The following is a 26,044-nucleotide window of genomic DNA, read 5'->3' on the forward strand; positions in this document are numbered from 1 at the left end:
GGGGCATGACGGACCGTAAGGCTCAACTCGCCGGAAACCTGGCGAAAGTGGAAGAGCGTATCGCGGCGGCCTGTGTGGCCGCCGGGCGCAAGCGCGAAGAAGTGACCCTGATCGTGGTCACCAAGACCTACCCGGCCGACGATGTGCGGATCCTGTCGGAACTCGGTGTGCGCCACGTCGCCGAGAACCGTGACCAGGACGCGGCGCCCAAGGCCGAGGCCTGTTCCGATCTGCCCCTCTCCTGGCACTTTGTCGGTCAGTTGCAGACCAACAAGGTGCGTTCCGTGGTGGGTTACGCGGATGTCGTGCAGTCCGTCGACCGGGCCCGGCTCGTCGCCGCCCTGTCGAAGGAGGCGGTGCGGCAGGAGCGCGAGCTGGGGTGCCTCATTCAGGTCGCACTCGATGCCGAGGAGACTGGACGGGGGGAGCGCGGTGGTGTAGGGACCGGTGGTATCGAGGAGTTGGCCGGTCTCGTGGCCGGGGCTCCGGGTCTCAGGCTCGACGGACTGATGACCGTCGCCCCGCTCACCGGACCGTACGCGGGGCGTGAACCGGCGGCGTTCGAGCGGCTGATGGATTTGTCGACTGACCTGCGCAGCGCCCATCCGGCTGCGAACATGGTCTCGGCAGGGATGAGTGCGGACCTCGAACAGGCCGTGGCAGCCGGAGCGACACATGTGCGCGTCGGTACTGCGGTACTCGGAGTCCGCCCCAGGCTCGGGTAACGTCGCCAAGAAGTCGGACCACAGCAGAAAATATGGTCATTACCACCATAGGTGGGCATAACGACCTCGTGGATCGCGGGCACTTGGCAACAGTCAGCCGATCCACCACAGAGCGGAGGACTCAGAGCATGGCCGGCGCGATGCGCAAGATGGCGGTCTACCTCGGCCTCGTGGAGGACGATGGGTACGACGGCAGGGGCTTCGACCCCGACGACGACTTCGAGCCCGAGCTTGATCCGGAGCCCGAGCGGGACCGCCGACGGCATGAGCCGTCGCATCAATCACACCAGCCGCATCAGTCTCAACGGGACGAATCGGTACGAGTGGTACAGCCGCCCGTGCAGCGGGATCCCGTGTCGCATTCCGCTTCGCTCACCGCGGAATCCGGGCGTCCCGCGCGAATCGCCCCCGTGGCGTCCATCACACAAGAACGTCAAAGCATGGAGAAGAACGCACCGGTGATCATGCCCAAGGTCGTGTCGGAACGAGAGCCGTACAGGATCACCACACTGCACCCCCGGACCTACAACGAGGCCCGTACCATCGGGGAACACTTCCGTGAGGGCACTCCGGTGATCATGAATCTGACTGAGATGGATGACACAGACGCGAAGCGACTTGTCGACTTTGCGGCCGGTTTGGTGTTTGGTCTTCACGGGAGCATCGAGCGGGTGACGCAGAAGGTGTTCCTGTTGTCGCCTGCTAACGTCGATGTCACGGCGGAGGACAAGGCTCGCATCGCAGAGGGCGGGTTCTTCAACCAGAGCTGAGACGCAGGACCGGACAAGGCACGGAAACAGGGGAGAGGGAAGCACGGATCATGAGCGTGGTTGCGCAGGTTCTGTACGTCGCGCTGATGTGTTTCCTCATCGTGCTGATCTTCCGGCTGGTCATGGACTACGTCTTCCAGTTCGCCCGCTCATGGCAACCCGGCAAGGCGATGGTGGTCGTTCTGGAGGCCACCTACACTGTCACTGATCCACCGCTCAAGCTTCTGCGGCGGTTCATCCCGCCGCTGCGTCTCGGGGGCGTGGCGCTCGACCTGTCCTTCTTCGTACTGATGATCATCGTCTACATCCTGATCTCCGTTGTGAGCCGGCTGTGAACGATACGGTCTTGCCGAACGCCGACGATGCCGACGACTACGTTGAGGTGAAGAGATGCCGTTGACCCCCGAGGACGTGCGGAACAAGCAGTTCACGACCGTCCGCCTCCGAGAAGGCTATGACGAGGACGAGGTCGATGCCTTCCTCGATGAGGTCGAAGCCGAACTGACCCGCCTGCTCCGCGAGAACGAGGACCTGCGCGCCAAGCTGGCCGCCGCCACACGCGCCGCCGCGCAGAACCAGCAGCAGGGCATGCGCAAGCCGCCCGAACAGCAGGATCCGCAGCAACAACAGGGTCCGCCGCAGGGCATGCGCGGTCCCGGTGCTCCCGTGCCCGCCGGCATATCGGGTCCGCCGCAGCAGCAGATGGGCGGCCCCATGGGCGGCCCGCCCCAGCTGCCGAGCGGTGCGCCGCAGCTTCCCGCGGGCCCCAGCGCCCAGGGTGGCCAGCAGGGTCCCGGCCCGATGGGGCAGGGTCCGATGGGCCAGGGCCCCATGGGTCAGGGTCCCGGTCAGATGCAGCAGCAGATGCAGGGTCAGATGCAGCAGCAGATGCCCCAGCAGATGGGCGGCCCGATGGGCGGTCCCATGGGTGGCCCGATGGGCGGTCACGGTGGCCCGCAGATGGGTCAGCCCGGTCAGGGCCCCGGTGGCGACAGCGCCGCCCGCGTGCTCTCGCTTGCGCAGCAGACCGCCGACCAGGCGATCGCCGAGGCCCGTTCCGAGGCCAACAAGATCGTCGGCGAGGCCCGCAGCCGCGCCGAGGGCCTGGAGCGCGACGCCCGTGCCAAGGCCGACGCTCTTGAGCGGGACGCGCAGGAGAAGCACCGCGTGGCGATGGGCTCCCTGGAGTCCGCCCGCGCCACGCTGGAGCGCAAGGTCGAGGACCTGCGCGGCTTCGAGCGCGAGTACCGCACGCGTCTGAAGTCCTACCTGGAGTCGCAGCTGCGTCAGCTGGAGACCCAGGCCGACGACTCGTTGGCTCCGCCGCGTGCTCCGGCCGCCGCGTCGCTTCCGTCGTCGCCGAGCCCGTCCATGGCTCCGGCCGGGGCGAGCGCGCCGTCGTACGGCGGCCAGCAGATGGGTGGCCCGGCTCCGGCCCCGCCGTCCTACGGTGGTCAGCAGCAGATGTCGCCGGCCATGACCCAGCCGATGGCGCCGGTCCGGCCGCAGGGCCCCTCGCCCATGCAGCAGGCGCCCTCGCCGATGCGTGGCTTTCTGATCGACGAGGACGACAACTGACGGCCTCCCGTACGCCTTAGGCGTCGGCAGCGTTCAGGGCGGAGCCCCGGATTACATCCGGGGCTCCGCCCTTTTGCGTGGGCGTGTGCGGCTCGGCCGAGTGCGTGTGCGTGTTCGGAGGACGCGGGCAGCTGTACGCGGGCACGCAACGCCGAAGGCCCGGTCCCGCCAAGATCTTTGGCGGGACCGGGCCTTCGAACTGTTGCTACGCCTTGCGGAGGCGGAACGTCAGCGACAGGGACTCGTCCGTGAACGGGGCGCCGTACGTGTCGTCCGCCTCGCCCTGGGCGAAGTCCGTGGCGAGGACCTCGTCGGCGATCAGGGCGGAGTGCTCGGTGAGCGCCGCGGTCACCTTCGGGTCCGTGGACGTCCAGCGCAGGGCGATCCGGTCGGCCACGTCGAGGCCGCTGTTCTTGCGGGCCTCCTGGATCAGGCGGATCGCGTCACGGGCCAGGCCGGCCTGACGCAGCTCCTCGGTGATCTCCAGGTCAAGGGCGACCGTCGCGCCGGAGTCCGAGGCGACCGACCAGCCCTCGCGCGGGGTCTCCGTGATGATCACCTCGTCCGGGGCGAGCGTGATGGTCTCGCCGTCGACCTCCACCGACGCCGTGCCCTCGCGCAGGGCCAGGGACAGCGCGGCCGCGTCGGCCTCGGCGACGGCCTTGGCCACCGCCTGGACGCCCTTGCCGAACCGCTTGCCCAGCGCACGGAAGTTGGCCTTGGCGGTGGTGTCGACCAGCGAGCCGCCCACCTCTGAGAGGGAGGCCAGCGCGCTCACGTTCAGCTCTTCCGTGATCTGCGCGTGCAGTTCACGGTCGAGGGCCGCGAACCCGGTCGCCGCCACCAGTGCGCGGGACAGCGGCTGACGCGTCTTCACACCCGACTCCGCGCGCGTGGCACGGCCCAGCTCCACGAGACGGCGTACGAGCACCATCTGTGTGGACAGCTCCGGATCGATGACGGACAGGTCCGCCTCCGGCCAGGACGTCAGGTGTACGGACTCGGGGGCGCCCGGGGTCACGGGCACCACCAGGTCCTGCCAGACCCGCTCGGTGATGAACGGGGTCAGCGGGGCCATCAGGCGCGTGATCGTCTCGACGACCTCGTGCAGGGTGCGCAGCGCCGCCTTGTCGCCCTGCCAGAAGCGGCGACGCGAGCGGCGTACGTACCAGTTGGACAGGTCGTCGACGAACGCCGAGAGGAGCTTTCCGGCGCGCTGGGTGTCGTACGCCTCCAGAGCCTGTGTCACCTGGTCGGTGAGCGCGTGGAGTTCGGACAACAGCCAGCGGTCGAGAACGGGCCTCTCCGCCGGGGCCGGATCGGCCTCGCTGGGCGCCCAGTTGGACGTGCGGGCGTACAGGGCCTGGAAGGCGACCGTGTTCCAGTACGTGAGGAGCGTCTTGCGGACGACCTCCTGGATCGTGCCGTGACCGACGCGGCGGGCCGCCCAGGGGGAGCCGCCGGCCGCCATGAACCAGCGGACGGCGTCCGCGCCGTGCTGGTCCATCAGCGGGATCGGCTGCAGGATGTTGCCCAGGTGCTTGGACATCTTGCGGCCGTCCTCGGCGAGGATGTGGCCGAGGCACACGACGTTCTCGTACGACGACTTGTCGAAGACGAGCGTGCCGACCGCCATCAGTGTGTAGAACCAGCCGCGGGTCTGGTCGATGGCCTCGCTGATGAACTGCGCGGGGTAGCGGGACTCGAAGAGTTCCTTGTTCTTGTACGGGTAGCCCCACTGTGCGAACGGCATCGAACCCGAGTCGTACCAGGCGTCGATGACCTCCGGCACGCGCGTGGCCGTCTTCTCGCACTGGGGGCACGCGAAGGTGACCTCGTCGATGAACGGGCGGTGTGGGTCGAGGCCCGACTGGTCCGTGCCCGTCAGCTCGGAGAGCTCGGTGCGGGATCCGACGACCGTGAGGTGGTCGTCCTCGCAGCGCCAGATCGGCAGCGGGGTGCCCCAGTAGCGGTTGCGGGACAGCGCCCAGTCGATGTTGTTGTTCAGCCAGTCGCCGTACCGGCCGGTCTTGACCGAGTCCGGGTACCAGTTGGTCTTCTCGTTCTCCTGGAGGAGGCGGTCCTTGATGGCCGTGGTGCGGATGTACCAGGACGGCTGCGCGTAGTAGAGGAGCGCGGTGTGGCAGCGCCAGCAGTGCGGGTAGCTGTGCTCGTACGGGATGTGCCTGAAGAGCAGGCCGCGCTGCTGGAGGTCCTCGGTGAGCTTCTCGTCGGCCTTCTTGAAGAAGACGCCGCCGACCAGGGGGACGTCCTCCTCGAACGTGCCGTCGGGGCGGACCGGGTTCACCACGGGCAGGCCGTACTCACGGCAGACCTTGAGGTCGTCCTCGCCGAAGGCGGGGGACTGGTGAACCAGACCCGTGCCGTCCTCGGTCGTGACGTACTCCGCGTTCACCACGTAGTGCGCGGGCTCGGGGAACTCCACGAGCTCGAACGGACGTTGATACGTCCAGCGCTCCATCTCGGTGCCCGTGAAGGACTGGCCGGTGGTCTCCCAGCCCTCGCCGAGTGCCTTCTCGACGAGTGGCTCGGCGACGACCAGCTTCTCGTCACCGTTCGTCGCGACGACATAGGTGACGTCGGGGTGGGCGGCGACCGCGGTGTTGGACACCAGGGTCCACGGGGTCGTCGTCCACACCAGGAGCGCGGCCTCGCCCGCGAGCGGACCGGAGGTGAGCGGGAAACGGACGAACACCGAGGGGTCGACGACCGTCTCGTAGCCCTGCGCCAGCTCGTGGTCGGAGAGGCCCGTGCCGCAGCGGGGGCACCAGGGGGCGACGCGGTGGTCCTGGACCAGCAGGCCCTTGTTGAAGATCTCCTTGAGCGACCACCACACGGACTCGATGTACTCGGGGTCCATCGTGCGGTACGGGTCGTTCAGGTCGGTCCAGTAACCCATGCGGGTCGTGAGCTCTTCGAAGGCGTCGGTGTGGCGGGTCACGGACTCGCGGCACTTGGCGTTGAACTCGGCGATGCCGTACGCCTCGATGTCCTTCTTGCCGTTGAAGCCGAGCTCCTTCTCGACCGCCAGCTCCACGGGGAGGCCGTGGCAGTCCCAGCCGGCCTTGCGGGCCACGTGGTAGCCGCGCATGGTGCGGAAGCGCGGGAAGACGTCCTTGAAGACGCGCGCCTCGATGTGGTGGGCACCGGGCATGCCGTTGGCCGTGGGCGGGCCCTCGTAGAACACCCACTCCGGGCGGCCCTCGGACTGCTCCAGGGTCTTGGCGAAGATCTTCTGCTCGCGCCAGAAGTCGAGCACGGCGTGCTCGAGGGCGGGCAGGTCGACCTGGGCGGGGACCTGGCGGTACTGCGGCTGTGTACTCGGCTGCGTATTCAACGAGCTTCCTCCGGCGGACTTTCTGCCTTCCGTCCGGAGGGACGAGAGCTGTGTTGTCACCTACGCCGTGTGCGGCGCGCTCCCGCGGTACCACCCTCCTTGGCTCTCCGCCGCTTCCTGCGCGCCGGTGAGCCCCCTCATTGGGGTCGCGATGCCGGGTCTACCGGCCGCTGCCTTTCGTGCCTCTCGGCTGCGGCTTTCTTCCGGCGGCTCCGGGGTGATCTTCACGTCGCGCCGGCCCCCGGGCTCGCACCGTCCCCGGGTCGCTCCTGGCTGCGTACGCCGCTACTCGTCCCCATCCACGCTTCTCGCTCCGCCCAGTGTACGGCGCCGGGCGGACAGCGGCCGACCGGTTTTCCCGGGCCCGCGGGCGAGGGGCGGCGGGGCGCCGGGGAGGTGCCCGGACTGACCCGAATGCCGAGGCGGCCGTGTTCGCATCCTGGGACGGCCGACTCGGCGGATTACCCGGCGGGGAGCTGGGCACAACGCTTGCAGGCTCGCCGCGCGGTACGGGCGGGGCGGGCGAATCGGGCGGCGTGCCCCGTTGCCGCGGGACTCAAGTCGATTTATCGTCCCAGCACGATTCGCGAGCAAGATCACAATATGTGAAGGGGCCGCGGCCATGGTGGCGAAGAAGACCGCCGTACAGCAGTCGGCATCCGGCAGATCCACGGGGGCGGAGCGTTCCGAGAAGGGCGCGGCGAAGCAGGGCGGGGCCAAGAAGACGGTCGGCGGCACGAAGACGGCCGGTCGGAGAACGGCCGCTACGAAGGAAGCCGGTACGAAGGAAGCCGGTATGGAGGCGGGCGTTACGAAGGCGGGTGCCACGAAGGTCGGCGTCACGAAAACGGCCGCTGTGAAGAAGGCCGCGGCGAAGAAGGACGCCGTGGGGACCGCTTCTCCGGAGAAGGCCGTTTCGAAAACGGCCACCAAGAAGGCGGTCGCGAGGAAAGCGGTCACCAAGAAGGTGGCCGCCAAGAAGTCGGTCACCACGAAAGGTGCCACCAAGGAGTCGGCCACCAGGAAAGTGGCTGCTCCGAAGAGGGCCGGCGCGGGGGCGGCCGTACCGAAGAGGGCGGTCGCGGCGGCCTCCACGGAGGGTGCGATCGCCGAAACGGCCGCCACGAAGAGGGTCGGGACCAAGAAGGCCTCCACCAAGAAGGCGGCCGCCAAGGGGGTTCCTGCGAAGAAGGCCGCCAGGAAGAGTGCCGCCGGCAAGGGGGCGGGTGAGGCGGGCGTCTCCGCCGCGGAGCCCTCGCGGAAGGCGGGCGGGAAGGGCACACGTACGGCCAAGAAAGCGGTCGCTGCAGCGGCCGAGGGTGCGGCGGAGGCCGCGAAGACGACGGGAGCCACGACGGTGGTTGCGAAGAAGACTCCTGGCACGGCCACGGCCACGGCGGCGAGCAAGGCCGGCGCGGTCCCCAAGGCACGGCTCGCCGCGGCGGAGCCAGGCGAGCTCGCGGTACGCCCCGGTGAGGACCCCTGGACCCCGGAGGAGGTCGCGGAGGCACGCACGGGGCTGATGTCGGAGGCCCTGCGGCTGCGGGCCGAGATCACGCACTCCGAGGAGTCCCTGGCGGGCCTGATGCGCGACTCCGGGGACGGCGCGGGCGACGACCAGGCCGACACCGGCACCAAGAACATCACGCGCGAGAGCGAGATGGCGCTCGCGGCCAACGCCAGGGAGATGCTGGAGCAGGACGAGCGCGCCCTCGAACGCCTGGACGCGGGCACGTACGGGCTCTGCGAGAGCTGTGGCAACCCCATCGGGAAGGCCCGTATGCAGGCCTTCCCGCGTGCCACCCTGTGCGTCGAGTGCAAGCAGAAGCAGGAGCGCCGTTACTGATCGGCCAATGATCCGATACTGATCGGCCCGGTGCGCCTCCTGAGCACATGGGCGCGGTGGGCCGTGCCGTACTCTCGTCCTCAGTCAGGCACCTAGGTTGAGGGACTCACGTGGCAGAGGCGGAGCGGATCATCGGTACGCCGGATATCCCGGAGGCGGCTGGCGCCGAGCCGGAGCAGACCGACCAGAGCGCGGCGGCGGGCGAGCGGTCCGACGCCCAGGGGGCGCAGGACCCGGCCGGGAGCGAGGGCTCCGACTCCGGTTCCGAGGAGGCGGCGGCCCCGGCCGGGCCCTCCAGGGGCAAGCGCCGGATCGCCGTGCTGTTCACGGTCGCCGTCCTCGCGTACGCGCTGGACCTGATCAGCAAGATGATCGTGGTCGCGAAGCTGGAGCACCACGAGCCGATCGAGATCATCGGCGACTGGCTGAGGTTCGAGGCGATCCGCAACGCGGGCGCGGCCTTCGGTATCGGCGAGGCCTTCACCGTCATCTTCACGGTGATCGCGGCGGCCGTGATCGTGGTGATCGCCCGGCTCGCCCGCAAGCTCTACAGCCTTCCCTGGGCGATCGCGCTCGGCCTGCTCCTCGGCGGTGCGCTCGGCAACCTCACCGACCGGATCTTCCGCGCGCCGGGCGTCTTCGAGGGCGCGGTCGTCGACTTCATCGCGCCCAAGCACTTCGCGGTCTTCAACCTCGCCGACTCCGCGATCGTCTGCGGCGGCATCCTGATCGTGCTGCTGTCCTTCCGGGGGCTCGACCCGGACGGCACCGTCCACAAGGACTGAGAGCCCGCCCACGGGCTGTCGGGAGGCACTGTTGTTCGGGCTCTGGTCAGGGGTGTCGGACCTGTCCGGCATACTCGACGGGTGAGCACCAGTCCCGAGATCCGTACCCTGCCCGTGCCCGACGGCCTGGAGGGCGAGCGTGTCGACGCCGCCATCTCCCGCATGTTCGGCTTCTCCCGCACGAAGGCCGCCGAGCTTGCCGCGGCGGGGAAGGTCACGGTCGACGGCTCGGTGGTCGGTAAGTCCGAGCGGGTGCACGGCGGCGCCTGGCTCGAGGTCGAGATGCCGCAGGCGCCCGCGCCCGTGCAGATCGTCGCCGAGCCCGTCGAGGGCATGGAGATCGTGCACGACGACGACGACGTGGTCGTGATCGTCAAGCCTGTCGGCGTCGCCGCGCATCCCAGCCCCGGCTGGTCCGGGCCGACCGTGATCGGCGGCCTCGCCGCTGCCGGGTACCGGATCTCGACCTCGGGAGCCTCGGAGCGCCAGGGCATCGTGCACCGCCTCGACGTCGGCACCTCGGGCCTGATGGTGGTCGCCAAGTCGGAGTACGCGTACACGTCGCTGAAGCGCCAGTTCAAGGAGCGCACGGTCGACAAGCGCTACCACGCGCTCGTCCAGGGCCACCCGGACCCCACCAGCGGCACCATCGACGCCCCCATCGGCCGGCACCCGAACCACGACTACAAGTGGGCGGTCACGGCCGAGGGCAAGCCCTCCGTGACGCACTACGACCTGATCGAGGCGTTCCGTGCGGCCTCGCTGCTCGACATCAAGCTGGAGACCGGGCGCACGCATCAGATCCGCGTCCACATGTCGGCCCACCGGCACCCCTGCGTCGGCGACCTGACGTACGGCGCGGACCCCACGCTCGCCAAGCGGCTCGGGATCACCCGGCAGTGGCTGCAGGCCGTGAAGCTCGGCTTCGAGCACCCCGGGGACGGCCAGTGGGTCGAGTTCGAGAGCGGCTACGCGGAGGACCTGCAGAAGGCGCTGGACCGTGTCCGGGAGGAAAGCTACGCATGAGTTCGCCGTCCTACGTGGTGCGTGTGGCCGAGGACCCCGCCGACCGTGAGGCCTGCTTCGCGGTGCGCAAGGAGGTCTTCGTCGTCGAGCAGGGGGTCCCTGAGGACCTCGAGTACGACGCGTACGACGCCGATGCCGTGCATGTGGTCGCGGTGCGCGAGGACGGGCTGCCGTTCGGTGCGGGGCGGCTGCTGTACGGCGAGGTGGCGGCCGCCAAGACCGGCGGTGAGCCCGGTGTCGGGTCCCTGGGGCGGCTCGCCGTCCTCAAGGCCGCGCGTGGACTCGGTGTCGGGGTCGCGCTCGTGCGGGGCATCGAGGACGCGGCACGCGCGCGTGGGCTGACGGCGGTGGATCTGCATGCGCAGACTCATGCGCTCGGGTTCTATGAGCGGCTGGGGTATGTGGCGTACGGGCCGGAGTTCTTCGATGCGGGGATCGCGCATCTGGCGATGCGGCGGGGGCTTTAGGGCGGCTGGGGTCCGGTTGTGGGATCGGCTGCGGGGTGGTGGGGGCTGGTCGCGCAGTTCCTCGCGCCCCTGAAAGACTGCGCGGTTCCCCGCGCCCCTGAAACACTGCGCGGTTCCCGGCGTCCCTGAAAAACTGCGCGGTTCCCCGCGCTTCTGAAAGATTGCGCAGTTCCTCGCGCCCCTTGAAGGGGCGCGTTTGTTGTTGAGTGGCACGCTTGGGGTCTGGCCTGTCTTGATCGTCTAGACCCAGTCCGGAGTGCTGACCGTGGATCAGTTGGCCCTGTTGTTCGTGATGTTGCTCGGGGCTGTGCTGAGCGTCCCGTTGGGGGACCGGCTCGGGCTTCCGTCGCCGGTGCTGATGACGCTGCTCGGAATCGTGCTGGCCGTCCTCGATTTCGTACCGAACGTGGACATCCCGCCCGAGCTGATTCTGCCCGCGCTGCTGCCGCCGCTGCTGTACGCCGCCGTACGACGTACCTCCTGGCGGCAGTTCACCGCAAACAAACGGCCGATCTTCCTGCTCGCCGTGGCTCTGGTGTTCGTCACCACCGCAGTGGTGGCCGTGGTCGCCCATGCGATCGTGCCCGGGCTGCCGATCGCCGCCGCCGTGGCACTGGGGGCGCTGGTGGCGCCGCCCGACCCGGTCGCGGCCACCGCCGTCGCGGGGAAGCTCGGGCTGCCGCGCCGGCTGGTGTCGATCCTGGAGGGCGAGGGGCTGTTCAACGACGTGACGGCCATCGTGCTGTACCACGTCGCCATCGCCGCGGCCGTCAGCGGCACCTTCTCGCTGCCGGGCGCCGCGCTCGACTTCCTGCTGTCCGCCGTCGTCGCCGTGGCGATGGGTTTCGGGCTCGGATGGGGCACCAACCGGCTGATGGACTACCTCGGGGACCCGACGCTGCAGATCGGGCTGACCCTGCTCGTGCCGTACGCCTCGTACGTACTGGCCGAGGAGCTGCACGGGTCCGGGGTGCTGGCGGTGCTCACCACCGCGTTGTTCCTGGCGGAGTACGCGAACGACGCCGACGACGTGATGACGCGGCTCGCCGGGCACACGTTCTGGGACATCGTCGACACGTTGGTCACCGGGGTGGCGTTCGGGCTCATCGGGCTGGAACTGCACAACGCGATCAGGACGGCGTCCGGGCGGTGGGAGGAGATGCTCGGGTGGGCCGCCGCGATCGTGGGGGTCGTCGTGTTCGTACGGCTGGCGTATCTGCTGCCCGCGACCTGGCTGACGAAGCGGTTGCACGCGAAGCGGGACCACGACGAGGACATTCCGACGAGCTGGCGGGAGACCGTCGTCATGTGGTGGGCCGGGATGCGCGGAGTGGCCTCCGTCGCCCTCGCGCTGGCCATTCCGCTGGAGACGGACAGCGGGGCGCCGTTTCCCAACCGGGACGAGATGGTGTTCATCGCGTTCGGGGTGATCATGGCGACGCTCGTGGTGCAGGGGCTGAGCCTGCCGTGGCTGGTCCGGAGGCTGGGGGTGCGGGCCGATACGGATCGGGAGCAGGAGTTCGAGAAGGCGCTGGCCCTGCGGGCGGCGAAGGCGGCGAAGCGGCGGCTGCGGGAGATCGAGGAGGTCGAGGAACTTCCGGAGGAGCTTTCCGAGCAGTTGTTGCGGCGGGCCTTCGACATCGGGTTCCGGATCAGTCCCGACATGGGGGAGGACGAGCGGCGGGAGGGGCACGAGCATCGCGTTCGGCGGATCAAGCGGGTTCGGCGGATTCAGGGGGAGATGTTGTCCGCGGCTCGGCATGAGGTGTTGGCCGCGCGTAGCGAGGCCGGGGCCGATCCTGAGGTGGTGGATCGGGTGTTGCGGCATTTGGATGTGCGGAGCCTTCGGTGATCTTTTGGGGCTTTCCCGCCCGCTCCGCCCGTTTCAACCTCTCCTGCAAGGCGGGGGTTTCTTGTGGGGGCTCGTCTTCGTCGGCGAGTGTGCGTTCGCTGTGGCTGAGCGCGCCGTTCCCCGCGCCCCTTTGGGGCGCGCCCCCGGCCTGCTAGCCCCGGCCCGTCCTCGGTGGTTCCACCGCTCGGCCCCGTGTTGTTCTCGGGGGTTGGCCTTCGTTGCCGTTCGGGTTGGTGCCCGGGGGGAGGATCGCGTCGGCCGTGTTGACTCGGGGCAGGGCGTAGGGGTGGTTGGCGGTCAGCCAGCGGACCATCTGTTCGCGGACGGTGACGCGGACCGTCCAGATGTCGTCCGCGTCCTTCGCGGTGACCAGGGCGCGCACCTCGATGGTGCTGGGGGTGGCGTCGGTGACGGCGAGGCCGTAGTCGCGGCCGTCCCAGGCGGGGCACTCGCGAAGGATGTCGCGGAGCTTGTCGCGCATCTCCTCGACGGGCGCGCTGTGGTCCAGGTGGAAGAAGACCGTGCCGGTCATCTGCACACCGCCGCGGGACCAGTTCTCGAACGGCTGGGACGTGAAGTACGAGACCGGCATGGTGATCCGGCGCTCGTCCCAGGTGCGGACGGTCAGGAAGGTCAGGGTGATCTCGTCGACCGTGCCCCATTCGCCGTCCACCACGACCGTGTCGCCGATGCGCACCATGTCGCCGAAGGCGATCTGCAGCCCGGCGAACATGTTGCTGAGCGTGGACTGCGCGGCCACACCGGCGACGATGCCGAGGATGCCGGCCGAGGCGAGCAGCGAGGCGCCGGCCGCGCGCATCGCGGGGAACGTCAGCAGCATCGCGGCGACCGCGACCACACCGACGATCGCCGACACCACACGCTGGATCAGCGTCACCTGCGTACGGACTCGGCGGACCCGGGCCGGATCGCGGTGGGCGTTGGCGTAGCGGGAGTACGAGGAGTCGACGATCGCCGTCGCGATACGGATCACCAGCCAGGCCGTGGAGCCGATGAGGACCAGCGTCAGGAGCTGGCCGATCCCGGCGGAGTGGTCGACGGCGATCTCGGCCTGGTCGTAGGACCCTCTCAGCAGCGCCGTGCACATCACGACCTGCAGTGGCAGGCGGCAGCGGCGCAGCAGGCCCCACAGAGGGACCCCCTGGTGGCGTTGGACGGCACGCTTGAGCAACAGGTCGGCGATCCAGCCGACCAGCAGCGTCACTACGAGCGAGCCGCCGACGACGATCAGCGGGCGCAGCACGTTCTCCATGCCCTCGACCGTAACCGGACAGGGGCCGTCATGAACATGTGGTCTCGGCCCCATCGCCCGTGGCCATCACCCGGTCCCGCCCGGCCCCGGCATTGTCGGTCGCGGCTGGCACCATGGGCTCATGAACATCATGCTCTTCCATTCGACCTACGGGCTGCGGCCCGCGGTGCGTGACGCGGCGGACCGGCTGCGTGCGGCGGGACACGAGGTGTGGACGCCCGATCTCTTCGAGGGGCGCACCTTCGAGACCGTCGAGGAGGGCAGGGCCTTCAAGGACGAGCTCGGCAAGGAGGAGCTGCTGAAGCGCGCGATCCTGGCCGCGGCCCCCTACTCGGACCGGGGAATCGTGTACGCCGGGTTCTCGCTCGGCGCGGCGACCGCCCAGACCCTCGCGCTCGGCGACAGCAAGGCCCGCGGGCTGCTGCTCCTGCACGGCACGTCCGACCTCGCGCCGAACGCCTCGGTGGACGATCTGCCGGTCCAGCTGCATGTCGCGGAGCCGGACGCCTTCGAGCCCGACGACTGGCTGAGCGCCTGGTATCTGCAGATGGGGAAGGCGGGCGCCGACGTGGAGATCTACAGATACGCGGGCGCCGGGCACCTCTACACCGACCCCGGCCTGCCGGACTACGACAAGGAGGCCGCCGAGGCCACCTGGCAGGTGGCGCTCGGCTTCCTCGACAGCCTGTAGCGCGGCTGTGGTCCGGTGGTAGCCGGCTGGGGTCCGGCGGCGACGGGCTCCGGCCCGGCCGTGCCGGATCAGACCGGGTCGTACACCCGCTCCACCTTCTGCGTGCCGCTGCGCGTGCGGTACGAACGGGCCCAGGACGTCGTCGCGTTCGCGGACGTGCGGCTGGACAGCACGTAGTAGTCCATCTGCGCCCGCTCGGTGGTGAGGTCCAGGACGCCGTAGCCGTGGCGGTCGGTGTCGACCCAGTGGACATGCCGGTTGGCGGCCCGGATCAGCGGTGAGGCGAGGGCGGAGACCGTGCCCTCCGGGACCTTGACGAGGTCGTCGAGGTTGTCGGAGGTCACCGACGTGACGACGAACTCGGTGGCGGCGGACGCCGACAGCGGATACGTACCGGCGTTGTACGGCACGTCGTTGGCCCAGGCCATGTGGATGTCGCCGGTGAGGAAGACCGTGTTGCGGATCGCGTTGTCCCGCAGATGCGTGAGCAGTTCGCGGCGGTCGTCGGTGTAGCCGTCCCACTGGTCGGTGTTGAGGGCCAGGCCCTCCTTGGGCAGGCCGAGCAGCTCGGCGAGCGGTTTCAGGAGTTCGGCGGAGAGCGAGCCGAGGGCGAACGGCGCGATCATGACGGAGTTGCCGACCAGCCGCCAGCTGGTGTCGGAGGACTTCAGCCCCGCTTTCAGCCAGTCGAGCTGGGCCCGGCCGGTGAGCGTACGGTCCGGGTCGTCCACCGAGCCGTTGCCGACCTTCACCTGCTGCGAGCGGTAGGAGCGCAGGTCGAGCAGCGAGAGATCGGCCAGCTTGCCGAAGCGCAGCCGCCGGTAGGTGGTCCCCTCGATCGCGGGCCGCACCGGCATCCACTCGAAGTAGGCCTGCTTGGCGGCCGACTGGCGGGCGGACCAGGTGCCCTCCGCGCCCTCGGTGTGGTTCTCGGCACCGCCCGACCAGGTGTCGTTGGCGAACTCGTGGTCGTCCCAGATCGCTATGGCGGGGGCGGCCGCGTGCAGGGCCTGAAGGTCCGGGTCGGTCTTGTAACGGCCGTGCCGGGTGCGGTAGTCGGCGAGGCTGACTATCTCGTGCGCGGGGGCGTGCGGGCGTACGACGGTGTCGCGCGTCCCGTACTCGCCGGTGCCGTACTCGTAGATGTAGTCGCCCAGATGCAGCCAGGCGTCCAGGTCGCCGCGCGCGGCCAGGTGCCGGTAGGCGGAGAAGTAGCCGGCCTCCCAGTTGGCGCAGGACACCACGCCGAAGCGCATACCGGCCACGGCCGCGTCATGGGCCGGGGCGGTGCGGGTGCGGGCGGCCGGTGAGTCCGTGCCCCCGCTGGAGAAGCGGAACCAGTACGCCGTGGCGGGCTTCAGACCGCGGATGTCGGCCTTGACGGTGTGGTCGGAGGCGGCGGTCGCGGTGGTGGAGCCCTTCGCGACGACGTTCGTGAACGCCTTGTCCGTGGCCACCGTCCAGCCGACCTGGACGTCAGGGCCGAGACCGGAGCCGGGTGTCGCCTCGGGCGTGGGCGTCACCCGGGTCCACAGCAGGACGCCGTCCGGCAGCGGGTCACCGGAGGCGACGCCGTGCAGGAAGGCGGGGGCCTCGGCGGCGCGGGCCGGCAGCGCGGCGGCGAGCGGGGCTCCGAGCACGGCGGTGGCCGCGGCCGCCTTGACCACCGTACGGCGGCGCGGGGCGGGGGAGTTGGGACTGGAGAGGGATCTGAGTCGACTGGTCACGGCCGATCAGATTACTGACGGGTAGCGCTTTCGGTAAGGCAGAAAACGTGAAGGGCGGGCGAACCCGGAAGAGTTCGCCCGCCCTTTCGCCGTGCGTAACGTGCGCCGCGCGTGTTGCTCGGGCTACTTGGTGACGCCCGCGTCCTTGAGCGCCGTCTGCCAGTCGGCGACGGTGCTCGGGTTCTTGATCACCTTGTCGTTGATCTTGATGGTCGGTGTCGAGTCGACACCCTTGGCGTCGTCGAAGGTCTTGCTCATCTTCATCGCCCAGGCGTCGTAGGTGCCCTTCTCGACGGCGTCCTGGAACTTCTTGTTGCCCTTCAGCGCGTCCACCGTGTCCGCCACCTTGATCAGGTAGCTGTCCTTGGAGAACTCGTCCTTCGTCTCCTCGGGGTGGTACTTCGTCGAGTACAGCGCGGTCTTGTACTCAAGGAACGCGTCGGTGCTCACATTCAGCGCGGCGCCGAGCGCGCTCAGCGCGTTCTTCGAGCCGTCGCCGCCGAGGTTGCCGTCGAGGAAGGTGCCGAGGGTGAAGGACAGCTTGTAGTCGCCGTCCGTCATGCCCTTGTTGACGGTCTCGCCGACGGTCTGCTCGAAGGAGGCGCAGGCCGGGCAGCGCGCGTCCTCGTAGAGGTGGACCGTGTTCTTGGTCTTGGAGTCGCCGGCCACGATGGTCGTGCCGTTCGTGCCGCTGGTGTTGGCGGGGGCGACGACCTTCGCGTCGGCGGCCGCGTCCCACTTCGAGGGCTCGTTGTTCTGTACGACGGCGTAGCCGATGCCGCCGGCTATCGCGAGCACCGCGACGATCGAACCGGCGACGATGAGCTGCCGCCTGGCCTTCTCGCGCTTGGCCTGACGCTCGCGCTCGACGCGCAGCCGCTCACGGGCCGCCGACTTCGCGGCCTGGCTGTTCCTCTTGCTCATGATGGTGTTCTCCGTGGTGATGACAGGTGGATGGGGACTGGCGTGCTCAGGCGAATACGGCCGAGCACGGCGGTCCACGCCGTCCCAGGGAGTGCACGAACAGGCGCGTACGCGTGGCGGCGACCCGGCGCGTGGGGCGCGGCAGCCGGCGTACGGGAGTGAAGTGGACGGTCACCGCGGCGACCGCGATCAGCAGGGGCCGGAAGGTGGCCGCGGCCACGGCGTCCAGGAGCTGGGCCAGGGCCCGCTCGCCGCGCCGCAGCCAGGCGGCCGCGAGCAGCCCCACACCGATGTGCGCGCCGAGCAGCAGCCAGGCGGCTGCCGGGTCGGCGTTCGCGAGCAGGGCCGCGGCGGGCTGGGTTTCGCCGCCGGTGACGCGCGCCAGCGGGGTGCCGACCTCGCCGCCGCACAGCACGTCGAAACCGACCGAGCGCAGCGGGCCGGCGACCGGGCCGCCCGCCTTGCCGTAACAGGCGTGCTGGCCGGCGGTGAACAGCGTGTCGGCGGCCAGCTCCAGCGGGATCAGCAGGGCGGCGATCCGCCCGAAGCCGCGCTCACGGCCCGCCAGCGCGTACGCGACGACGAAGACGGCACCCGCGATCACGGCCACGGTGGTGAGCGGCAGCGGGACCTGGGACAGCAGCACGTGCGACGCGGTGCTGAGTGTCACGACGAGTGCCGTGAACAGCGCCGCGCGCACGGCTCTGAGCTGGGTCCCGGATATGTCCATAGCGGTGGAGAGTGTCCCACGTACTCCTGTAAGAGGTCCCTAAAGGGTTCCTGTGCGTTGTGCGATGCCTACAGGCCCGGAATCCGGCCGTTACGGAAGAGGTCCACGAAGATCTGGTGGTCGGCACGCGCCCGTGCGCCGTACTCATGCGCGAAGTCGACAAGGAGGTCGCCGAAGCTGTCCTCGTCGCCCGCGATCGCCGCGTCGATGGCGCGCTCCGTGGAGAACGGCACCAGCTCCGAGTGGCCGCTCTCGTCGTCCGCCGCCGCGTGCATGGTGGCGGTGGAGCGGCCGAGGTCCGCGACGACCGCCGCGATCTCCTCCGGGTCGTCGATGTCGCCCCAGTCCAGGTCCACCGCGTACGGCGAGACCTCGGCGACGAGCTGGCCCGCGCCGTCCAGCTCGGTCCAGCCCAGCCACGGGTCGGCGTGCGCCTGGAGGGCGCGCTGGGAGATCACCGTGCGGTGGCCCTCGTGCTGGAAGTACTCACGGATCGAGGAGTCCGTGATGTGCCGGGAGACGGCCGGGGTCTGGGCCTGCTTGATGTAGATCACCACATCGTTCTCCAGGGCGTCGGTGGCGCCCTCCAGAAGGATGTTGTACGAGGGCAGCCCCGCCGAGCCGATACCGATGCCGCGGCGGCCCACGACGTCCTTCACGCGGTACGAGTCGGGGCGGGACAGGGACGCCTCGGGCAGCGTCTCCAGATAGCCGTCGAAGGCCGCGAGGACCTTGTAGCGCGTGGCCGCGTCCAGCTCGATGGAGCCGCCGCCCGGCGCGAAGCGGCGCTCGAAGTCGCGGATCTCGGTCATCGAGTCGAGCAGCCCGAAGCGGGTCAGCGAGCGGGCGTCACGCAGGGCGTCCAGGAGCGGGCCCTGCGCGGTGTCCAGCGTGAAGGGCGGCACCTCGTCGCTCTTGGCACCCGTCGCCAGGGCGTGGATGCGCTCGCGGTAGGCCGCCGCGTACGTCCGGACGAGGTCGGTGATCTGCTCGTCGCTCAGCGCCTTCGCGTAGCCGATCAGGGCCACCGAGGCCGCGAGGCGCTTGAGGTCCCAGGTGAAGGGGCCGACATACGCCTCGTCGAAGTCGTTCACGTTGAAGATCAGGCGCCCCTGGGCGTCCATGTACGTGCCGAAGTTCTCCGCGTGCAGGTCGCCGTGGATCCACACGCGCGAGGTGCGCTCGTCCAGGTACGGTCCGCCCCGCTTCTCCTGCTCCAGGTCGTGGTAGAAGAGGCCGGCCGTGCCGCGGTAGAAGGCGAACGCGGAGGCCGCCATCTTCCGGAACTTCACGCGGAACGCGGCCGGGTCGGCGGCCAGCAGTTCGCCGAAGGCGGTGTCGAATACGGCGAGGATCTGTTCGCCGCGTTGCTCGGCGCTGAGCTGCGGAACCGACATCGCTTGGTGCCTCCTGGTGCAGGTGGTGCATGACAAGTGGGACGGAAAGTGCCGTCCGCCGGAGCGGATGCCTCCGTCGTCTTCCAACGGACGAAGGTACGCGGGAGTGCCCGTTCTCCCCTCACGAAGGTACGGGGGAGACCGCTCCGAGTGTCAGTGCCGAGGCATAGACTTCGACGCTGTCCGCCAGACTGTTCGCAGCCGGTCGGACCGTCGTCGACACCTGTTCTTCTTGGAGGCCGAAGCCGTGTCAAAGCCGCCGTTCACGCACCTGCACGTCCACACCCAGTACTCGCTGCTGGACGGTGCCGCGCGGCTGAAGGACATGTTCGACGCGTGCAACGAGATGGGCATGACCCATATCGCGATGTCCGACCACGGCAACCTGCACGGGGCGTACGACTTCTTCCACTCGGCCAAGAAGGCGGGCGTCACGCCGATCATCGGCATCGAGGCGTACGTCGCCCCCGAGTCGCGACGCAACAAGCGGAAGATCAAGTGGGGTCAGCCGCACCAGAAGCGGGACGACGTCTCCGGCTCCGGTGGTTACACGCACAAGACGATCTGGGCGGCCGACAAGACGGGCCTGCACAACCTGTTCCGGCTGTCCTCGGACGCGTATGCCGAGGGCTGGCTGCAGAAGTGGCCGCGGATGGACAAGGAGACCATTTCCCAGTGGTCCGAGGGGCTGATCGCTTCCACGGGATGTCCTTCTGGTGAGCTGCAGACCCGCTTGCGCCTGGGCCAGTTCGACGAGGCGGTGAAGGCGGCCTCCGAATACCAGGACATCTTCGGCAAGGACCGGTACTTCCTGGAGCTGATGGACCACGGCATCGAGATCGAGAGCCGGGTCCGTGACGACCTGCTGCGGGTGGGCAAGAAGCTCGGCATCCCGCCGCTGGTGACCAACGACTCGCACTACACGTACGCGCACGAGGCGACCGCGCACGACGCGCTGCTGTGCATCCAGACCGGCAAGAACCTCTCCGATCCGGACCGCTTCCGGTTCGACGGGACCGGTTACTACCTGAAGTCGACGGACGAGATGTACGCCGTCGACTCCTCGGAGGCCTGGCAGGAGGGGTGTGCGAACACTCTCCTGGTGGCCGAACAGATCGACACGACGGGCATGTTCGAGGCGAAGAACCTCATGCCCAAGTTCGACATCCCCGACGGCTTCACCGAGGTCACCTGGTTCCAGGAGGAGGTGCGCCGCGGCATGGCGCGCCGCTTCCCCGGCGGCGTCCCCGACGACCGCCAGAAGCAGGCCGAGTACGAGATGGACGTCATCATCCAGATGGGGTTCCCGGGGTACTTCCTCGTCGTCGCCGACTTCATCATGTGGGCCAAGAAGCAGGGCATCGCGGTCGGCCCCGGCCGTGGTTCCGCGGCCGGTTCGATCGTGTCGTACGCCATGGGCATCACCGACCTCGACCCGATCCCGCACGGCCTGATCTTCGAGCGGTTCCTCAACCCCGAGCGCGTCTCCATGCCCGACGTCGACATCGACTTCGACGAGCGCAGGCGCGTCGAGGTGATCAGGTATGTGACGGAGAAGTACGGGGCCGACAAGGTCGCCATGATCGGCACGTACGGAAAGATCAAGGCGAAGAACGCCATCAAGGACTCCGCGCGCGTGCTGGGCTATCCCTACGCGATGGGCGACCGGCTCACCAAGGCCATGCCCGCCGACGTCCTCGGCAAGGGCATCGATCTGAACGGCATCACCGACCCCAAGCACCCGCGCTACGGCGAGGCGGGCGAGATCCGGGGGATGTACGAGAACGAACCGGACGTGAAGAAGGTCATCGACACCGCGAAGGGCGTCGAGGGCCTGGTCCGGCAGATGGGTGTGCACGCGGCCGGCGTGATCATGTCCAGCGAGCCCATCGTCGACCACGCCCCGGTCTGGGTGCGGCACACCGACAACGTCACGATCACACAGTGGGACTACCCGCAGTGCGAGTCGCTCGGCCTGCTCAAGATGGACTTCCTGGGCCTGCGCAACCTCACGATCATGGACGACGCCATCAAGATGGTGAAGGCCAACAAGGGCATCGACCTGGAGATGCTCGCCCTCCCGCTGGACGACCCCAAGACCTTCGAACTGCTCTGCCGCGGTGACACGCTCGGCGTCTTCCAGTTCGACGGCGGCCCGATGCGCTCGCTGCTCCGCCAGATGCAGCCCGACAACTTCGAGGACATCTCCGCCGTCTCGGCCCTCTACCGGCCGGGCCCGATGGGCATGAACTCGCACATCAACTACGCGGAGCGCAAGAACAAGCGCCAGGAGATCACACCGATCCACAAGGAGCTGGAGGAGCCGCTCGAAGAGGTCCTGGCGGTCACCTACGGCCTGATCGTCTATCAGGAGCAGGTCCAGAAGGCCGCCCAGATCATCGCCGGCTACTCGCTCGGCGAGGCCGACATCCTCCGTCGCGTGATGGGCAAGAAGAAGCCCGAGGAACTGGCGAAGAACTTCGTCCTCTACCAGGCGGGCGCCCGGAAGAACGGCTACAGCGACGAGGCGATCCAGGCCCTGTGGGACGTGCTGGTCCCCTTCGCCGGATACGCGTTCAACAAGGCCCACTCGGCCGCGTACGGACTGGTCTCGTACTGGACCGGCTATCTGAAGGCGAACTACCCGGCCGAGTACATGGCCGCGCTGCTCACCTCGGTCAAGGACGACAAGGACAAGTCGGCGGTCTATCTCAACGAGTGCCGGCGCATGAAGATCAAGGTGCTGCCGCCGAACGTCAACGAGTCCGAGCAGAACTTCGCCGCGCAGGGCGACGACGTGATCCTCTTCGGCCTCTCGGCGGTGCGCAACGTCGGTACGAACGTCGTCGAGTCGATCATCCGCAGCCGCAAGGCCAAGGGCAAGTACGGCTCGTTCCCCGACTATCTCGACAAGGTCGAGGCGGCCGCGTGCAACAAGCGCACCACGGAGTCGCTGATCAAGGCCGGCGCCTTCGACACGATGGGGCACACCCGCAAGGGCCTCACCGCGCACTTCGAGCCGATGATCGACAACGTGGTCGCGGTCAAGCGCAAGGAGGCCGAGGGCCAGTTCGATCTCTTCGGCGGCATGGGCGAGGACGACAGCAGCGAGCCCGGCTTCGGGCTCGACGTCGAGTTCACCACCGACGAGTGGGACAAGGCCTACCTGCTCGCCCAGGAGCGGGAGATGCTCGGCCTGTACGTTTCCGACCACCCGCTCTTCGGCCTGGAGCACGTGCTGTCCGACAAGGCCGACGCGGGCATCAACCAGCTCACCGGCGGCGAGCACGGGGACGGCGCGGTCGTCACCATCGGCGGCATTATCTCCGGGCTGCAGCGCAAGATGACCAAGCAGGGCAACGCCTGGGCGATCGCCACCGTCGAGGACCTCGCGGGCTCCATCGAGTGCATGTTCTTCCCGGCGACCTACCAGCTGGTCTCGACCCAACTCGTCGAGGACGCGGTGGTGTTCGTCAAGGGACGCCTCGACAAGCGCGAGGACGTGCCCCGGCTCGTCGCGATGGAACTCCAGGTCCCGGACCTGTCGAACGCGGGCACCAACGCGCCCGTGATCCTCACCATCCCGGCACTGAAGGTCACTCCGCCGATGATCAGCAGGCTCGGCGAGATCCTCAGCCACCACAAGGGCGAGAGCGAGGTGCGGATCAGGCTCCAGGGCCCGAGCAAGACCACGGTCCTGCGGCTCGACCGGCACCGGGTGAAGCCGGACCCCGCGCTCTTCGGTGACTTGAAAGTGCTGCTCGGGCCGTCCTGCCTGGCGGGCTGAACCGGTGGCCGACGTCTGAGACGGCCCGGACCGGCAGTCGGCAGACGAGAGCATACGAGAGGGGCGCATCCGTCGCGGATGCGCCCCTCGTCGTGCGTCTGGGCTTCGGCAGCCCTCAACAGGCCTCAACAAGCCTGGCGCGGGCCTCAGTTGTGGCCGAAGCGCTTCTGGTGCTTACGGGCAACATCGGCGGGGCTGCCCTGGGCCTGCGACATCGGCGAACGCTGCGCCTCCGCCGAGGACCGGTCTGCCTGCTCCTGCGCGCGCTCGGCCTGCGAGGAGCGGTCCTGCTGCCCGCCCTGCTTGCGGTTCTTGTTCTTGGCCATGGTGATCTGCCTCCTACGGGGGATCTCGGGGCCAGGGCCGGGACCAGACTCACATAGCGCGACAACAAGCGCATTTCGGAGAATTACCGTGCGTAATAAGCCCTGTCGGTGAGTGATCTCCCGATCCGCCACGCCGAAGATCGAGTTCCGGCCGTTAACCTCCGCAGGGTCGGGCAGACTCGAAGGAAGCCCGAAGCAAACCTCCCGGAAAGAGGGTGGATCGCGTGGACCGCTGCATTGTCCTGGTGGACGCCGGGTACCTGCTCGGGGCTGCTGCCAGTCTTCTCGCCGGGGATTCCTCCCGCTCCCGGATCACCGTCGACCACGCCGCCCTCATCCAGGGCCTGCGCGAGCGCGCCGAGTCCGACACGGAACGGCCCCTGTTGCGCATCTACTGGTTCGACGGCGCCCCCGACCGCGTACCGCAGCCCGAGCACCGCAGACTGCGGGTGATGCCGCGGGTCACGGTGCGCCTGGGTGCGCTGACCCGCAGCGACGGGCGCTGGGCGCAGAAGGGTGTGGACGCCGCCATGCACGCCGAGCTCACGGAGCTGGCGCGCAACCGGGCCTGCTCCGACGTCGTGCTCGTCACCGGGGACGGGGATCTGCTGCCCGGCATGATGGCCGCGAAGGAGCACGGGGTCGCCGTGCACCTGTGGGCCGTGCAGGCTGCCGACGGCGACTACAACCAGTCCGAGGACCTTGTGGCCGAGGCCGACGAGCGGCGTGTCCTCGACCGCGTCTGGATCACCAAGGCCGTACAGGCCAAGGATCTCGGCGGGGTCTGCGCGCCGCCGCCCGTCCCGCGGCCGGAGATCGCCGCGATCCTCTCCGCGCCGTTGCCCGAGTCCGCGCTGACCTCCGCGGGTGAGCGGCCCTCGCGGGACGCCGAGCACACGCAGGCCGCGCCCAGTGAGAACGGCACGGAGGAGAGGGTGCCGGCCGCAAAGGGCGGCGTTCCGACGCCGAAGGATCTGGCCGCGTTGCGGGCGCCCGGGACGCATGCGCATCCGCAGCCCGCGAACGCGACGCTGCGGTGGTCCTCCGACAAGGGGTGGGTCGACCGGCCCGGTACCGCGGCGGAGTCCGCGGAGGCCGCGCTGCTGCCCACGCTCGCGCAGCTCACGTCGGCCGAGCAGCGGTGGGCCGATCGTGAGGAGGACATCACGACGGTGGGTGGGGATCCGTACGAGGTCGGGCAGGTTTTTGCCCGGCGGTGGATGGGGCGGTTGTCGGACCAGGCCCAGTTGCAGAAGCTGTCGACGATGTATCCGCGGGTGCCGCATCGCATCGACGGGGAGTTGTTGCGGTATGCGGCTCGGTTCGGGCTGCTCGCGCACAAGGACGATCAGATCGATGAGCATGATCGGTATGCGATTCGGGCGGGGTTCTGGCGGGAGATCGATGTGCGGACCGCGGCCGAACATGCTCCCGCAGGGGAGTAGGGGGTTCGCTGAGGTTGGCTTGCCGCCGGCCTTGGAGGTTGTGTGTTGTCTGCGGGGGTGTGGGGGCTTGTCGCGCAGTTCCCCGCGCCCCTGGAGGGGCGTGAACCGGCGTTGTCGACCGCGGGTTCGTGGGGGTTGCTCGCGCAGTTCCCCGCGCCCCTGACGGGGCACGGGCCTGCGTTGTTCGCTGCGGGGCGTGGGGGTTGCTCGCGCCGTTCCTCGCGCCCCTGGCGGGGCCGATATTGGGTGTATGCCCGCCCCGGGCGTCGTTGTGGGGGCGGGACCCCGTACCCTCAGTCCTCGTGAGTATGCGCGCCGCACAGGGAGTCCGGAATGGGCACGGTGGGGATGTCGTGTGCGCGGTGCGGGATCTGACGAAGACCTATCCGGCGGTGCGCGGGCGGCGCGGAGCACCCGCGACGCCGGAGGTGCGGGCCACCGACGGGGTACGGCTCGACATCCGGCGAGGTGAGATCTTCGGGCTGCTCGGGCCGAACGGAGCGGGCAAGACCACCCTCGTACGGCAGCTGACCGGGCTGATGCGCCCCGACCGCGGCAGTGTCGAGATCCTCGGCCACGACATCGTGCGCCACCCCGAGCGGGCGGCGCGGATTCTGGCGTACCTGGGACAGGAGTCCACCGCGCTCGACGAGCTGACCGTGTCACTCGCCGCGGAGACCACCGGGCGGCTGCGCGGGCTCGACGTGCGCAGCGCGCGGGCCGAGCGGGACGCGGTCCTGGAGGAGCTGGGGCTCACCGCGCTGGCCTCGCGGCCGCTGAAGAAGCTGTCCGGCGGGCAGCGCAGACTCGCCTGCTTCGCCACCACACTCGTCGGCGCGCGGCCGCTCCTCGTCCTCGACGAGCCGACCACCGGCATGGACCCCGTCGCCCGCCGTGCCGTCTGGGGCGCCGTCGACCGGCGCCGGGTCGAGCACGCCACGACGGTCCTCCTGGTCACCCACAACGTCATCGAGGCGGAGACGGTCCTCGACCGGGTCGCCGTCCTCGACCGGGGCCGCGTCATCGCCTGTGACACCCCCTCCGGGCTGAAGGAGCAGGTCGCAGGCGAGGTGCGCCTCGAACTCGTCTGGCGCGAGCGCGCTCCCCTCGACGTGCCCGAGGTCGCCGCCCTGCGCGACCGGGCCGTAGAGTCGGGCCGTCGCTGGTCGCTGCGGCTCGCCCCCGAGGAGGCCCGCGCGGCCGTGGCGGCCGTCACCGGCGGCGCCGCCTTCGCGGCCCTGGACGACTTCACGCTCGCCACGCCGAGCCTGGAGGACGTGTACCTGGCGCTGGGCGGCAGCGCAGGAAACGTACGGGGGTTGGTCAAGGCATGAGCG

The 26,044-nt window shown here is 69.3% G+C and carries 20 protein-coding genes; 13 read left to right on the forward strand and 7 right to left on the reverse strand.

Features of this window, described 5'->3' with window-relative positions:
- The first annotated feature begins 5 nt into the window (after positions 1-5).
- From JEQ17_RS34075 to JEQ17_RS34090, 4 genes are all read left to right on the forward strand, one after another.
- Positions 6-725 carry a YggS family pyridoxal phosphate-dependent enzyme gene (locus JEQ17_RS34075; protein ID WP_200398833.1) on the forward strand — a complete coding sequence of 240 codons (720 nt, stop codon included), beginning with the start codon at positions 6-8 and terminating at the stop codon, positions 723-725.
- Positions 726-853: 128 nt separating this feature from the next.
- Positions 854-1,495, forward strand: a complete 642-nt coding sequence (locus JEQ17_RS34080) for a cell division protein SepF (protein ID WP_200398834.1) — start codon at positions 854-856, stop codon at positions 1,493-1,495.
- 50 nt (positions 1,496-1,545) lie between these two features.
- Positions 1,546-1,830, forward strand: a complete 285-nt coding sequence (locus JEQ17_RS34085; protein WP_055612103.1) for a YggT family protein — start codon at positions 1,546-1,548, stop codon at positions 1,828-1,830.
- 55 nt (positions 1,831-1,885) lie between these two features.
- Complete coding sequence (locus tag JEQ17_RS34090) at positions 1,886-3,073, forward strand: DivIVA domain-containing protein (RefSeq protein ID WP_055612104.1); 1,188 nt, start codon at positions 1,886-1,888, stop codon at positions 3,071-3,073.
- Positions 3,074-3,278: 205 nt separating this feature from the next.
- On the opposite strand, the gene ileS is transcribed toward JEQ17_RS34090, so the two are convergent.
- Positions 3,279-6,431 carry an isoleucine--tRNA ligase gene (gene ileS, locus JEQ17_RS34095; protein WP_200398835.1) on the reverse strand — a complete coding sequence of 1,051 codons (3,153 nt, stop codon included), beginning with the start codon at positions 6,429-6,431 and terminating at the stop codon, positions 3,279-3,281.
- A gap of 622 nt (positions 6,432-7,053) precedes the next feature.
- On the opposite strand from ileS, the gene JEQ17_RS34100 reads away from it, so the two are divergent.
- The 5 genes from JEQ17_RS34100 (at position 7,054) to JEQ17_RS34120 (ending at position 12,407) form a co-directional block, all read left to right on the forward strand.
- Positions 7,054-8,277, forward strand: a complete 1,224-nt coding sequence (locus tag JEQ17_RS34100) for a TraR/DksA family transcriptional regulator (RefSeq protein ID WP_200398836.1) — start codon at positions 7,054-7,056, stop codon at positions 8,275-8,277.
- 110 nt (positions 8,278-8,387) lie between these two features.
- Positions 8,388-9,062 carry a signal peptidase II gene (gene lspA, locus JEQ17_RS34105; protein ID WP_200398837.1) on the forward strand — a complete coding sequence of 225 codons (675 nt, stop codon included), beginning with the start codon at positions 8,388-8,390 and terminating at the stop codon, positions 9,060-9,062.
- An 81-nt stretch (positions 9,063-9,143) separates the two neighbouring features.
- Positions 9,144-10,088 (forward strand): RluA family pseudouridine synthase, encoded by a 945-nt coding sequence (locus tag JEQ17_RS34110; RefSeq protein WP_200398838.1) that lies wholly within the window; start codon positions 9,144-9,146, stop codon positions 10,086-10,088.
- On the forward strand, positions 10,085-10,555 hold the full coding sequence (locus tag JEQ17_RS34115; protein WP_200398839.1) for a GNAT family N-acetyltransferase: 471 nt from the start codon (positions 10,085-10,087) through the stop codon (positions 10,553-10,555). Before JEQ17_RS34110 ends, JEQ17_RS34115 begins: the two co-directional genes overlap by 4 nt.
- Positions 10,556-10,820: 265 nt before the next feature.
- On the forward strand, positions 10,821-12,407 hold the full coding sequence (locus JEQ17_RS34120; protein ID WP_200398840.1) for a Na+/H+ antiporter: 1,587 nt from the start codon (positions 10,821-10,823) through the stop codon (positions 12,405-12,407).
- A 151-nt stretch (positions 12,408-12,558) separates the two neighbouring features.
- On the opposite strand, the gene JEQ17_RS34125 is transcribed toward JEQ17_RS34120, so the two are convergent.
- Positions 12,559-13,680 (reverse strand): mechanosensitive ion channel family protein, encoded by a 1,122-nt coding sequence (locus tag JEQ17_RS34125; RefSeq protein ID WP_200398841.1) that lies wholly within the window; start codon positions 13,678-13,680, stop codon positions 12,559-12,561.
- A 121-nt stretch (positions 13,681-13,801) separates the two neighbouring features.
- Here JEQ17_RS34125 and JEQ17_RS34130 point away from each other — a divergent pair, with 121 nt between their 5' ends.
- A complete protein-coding gene (locus JEQ17_RS34130) occupies positions 13,802-14,371 on the forward strand; it encodes a dienelactone hydrolase family protein (RefSeq protein ID WP_200398842.1) in 570 nt (189 codons plus the stop codon).
- Between the two features lie 68 nt (positions 14,372-14,439).
- On the opposite strand, the gene JEQ17_RS34135 is transcribed toward JEQ17_RS34130, so the two are convergent.
- The 4 genes from JEQ17_RS34135 to JEQ17_RS34150 form a co-directional block, all read right to left on the reverse strand.
- Positions 14,440-16,098, reverse strand: coding sequence for an alkaline phosphatase D family protein (locus JEQ17_RS34135; RefSeq protein ID WP_200398843.1), 1,659 nt, complete (start codon positions 16,096-16,098; stop codon positions 14,440-14,442).
- A gap of 123 nt (positions 16,099-16,221) precedes the next feature.
- Complete coding sequence (locus tag JEQ17_RS34140; RefSeq protein WP_200398844.1) at positions 16,222-17,022, reverse strand: DsbA family protein; 801 nt, start codon at positions 17,020-17,022, stop codon at positions 16,222-16,224.
- A 46-nt stretch (positions 17,023-17,068) separates the two neighbouring features.
- Positions 17,069-17,752, reverse strand: a complete 684-nt coding sequence (locus JEQ17_RS34145; protein ID WP_143637812.1) for a hypothetical protein — start codon at positions 17,750-17,752, stop codon at positions 17,069-17,071.
- A 68-nt stretch (positions 17,753-17,820) separates the two neighbouring features.
- Positions 17,821-19,149 (reverse strand): DUF2252 domain-containing protein, encoded by a 1,329-nt coding sequence (locus JEQ17_RS34150; protein ID WP_200398845.1) that lies wholly within the window; start codon positions 19,147-19,149, stop codon positions 17,821-17,823.
- A gap of 247 nt (positions 19,150-19,396) precedes the next feature.
- Between JEQ17_RS34150 and dnaE the strand changes: the two genes are divergently transcribed.
- A complete protein-coding gene (dnaE, locus tag JEQ17_RS34155; protein WP_200398846.1) occupies positions 19,397-22,936 on the forward strand; it encodes a DNA polymerase III subunit alpha in 3,540 nt (1,179 codons plus the stop codon).
- 146 nt (positions 22,937-23,082) lie between these two features.
- Here dnaE and JEQ17_RS34160 read toward each other — a convergent pair whose 3' ends face one another.
- Positions 23,083-23,262, reverse strand: a complete 180-nt coding sequence (locus JEQ17_RS34160) for a hypothetical protein (RefSeq protein ID WP_200398847.1) — start codon at positions 23,260-23,262, stop codon at positions 23,083-23,085.
- Between the two features lie 224 nt (positions 23,263-23,486).
- Between JEQ17_RS34160 and JEQ17_RS34165 the strand changes: the two genes are divergently transcribed.
- On the forward strand, positions 23,487-24,707 hold the full coding sequence (locus tag JEQ17_RS34165) for an NYN domain-containing protein (protein WP_200398848.1): 1,221 nt from the start codon (positions 23,487-23,489) through the stop codon (positions 24,705-24,707).
- Between the two features lie 308 nt (positions 24,708-25,015).
- Positions 25,016-26,041: an ABC transporter ATP-binding protein gene (locus JEQ17_RS34170; protein WP_200401866.1), complete on the forward strand. Its 1,026-nt coding sequence runs from the start codon at positions 25,016-25,018 to the stop codon at positions 26,039-26,041.
- The last annotated feature ends 3 nt before the right edge of the window (positions 26,042-26,044 follow it).

The organism is Streptomyces liliifuscus (genome assembly GCF_016598615.1).
GTDB lineage: Bacteria > Actinomycetota > Actinomycetes > Streptomycetales > Streptomycetaceae > Streptomyces > Streptomyces liliifuscus.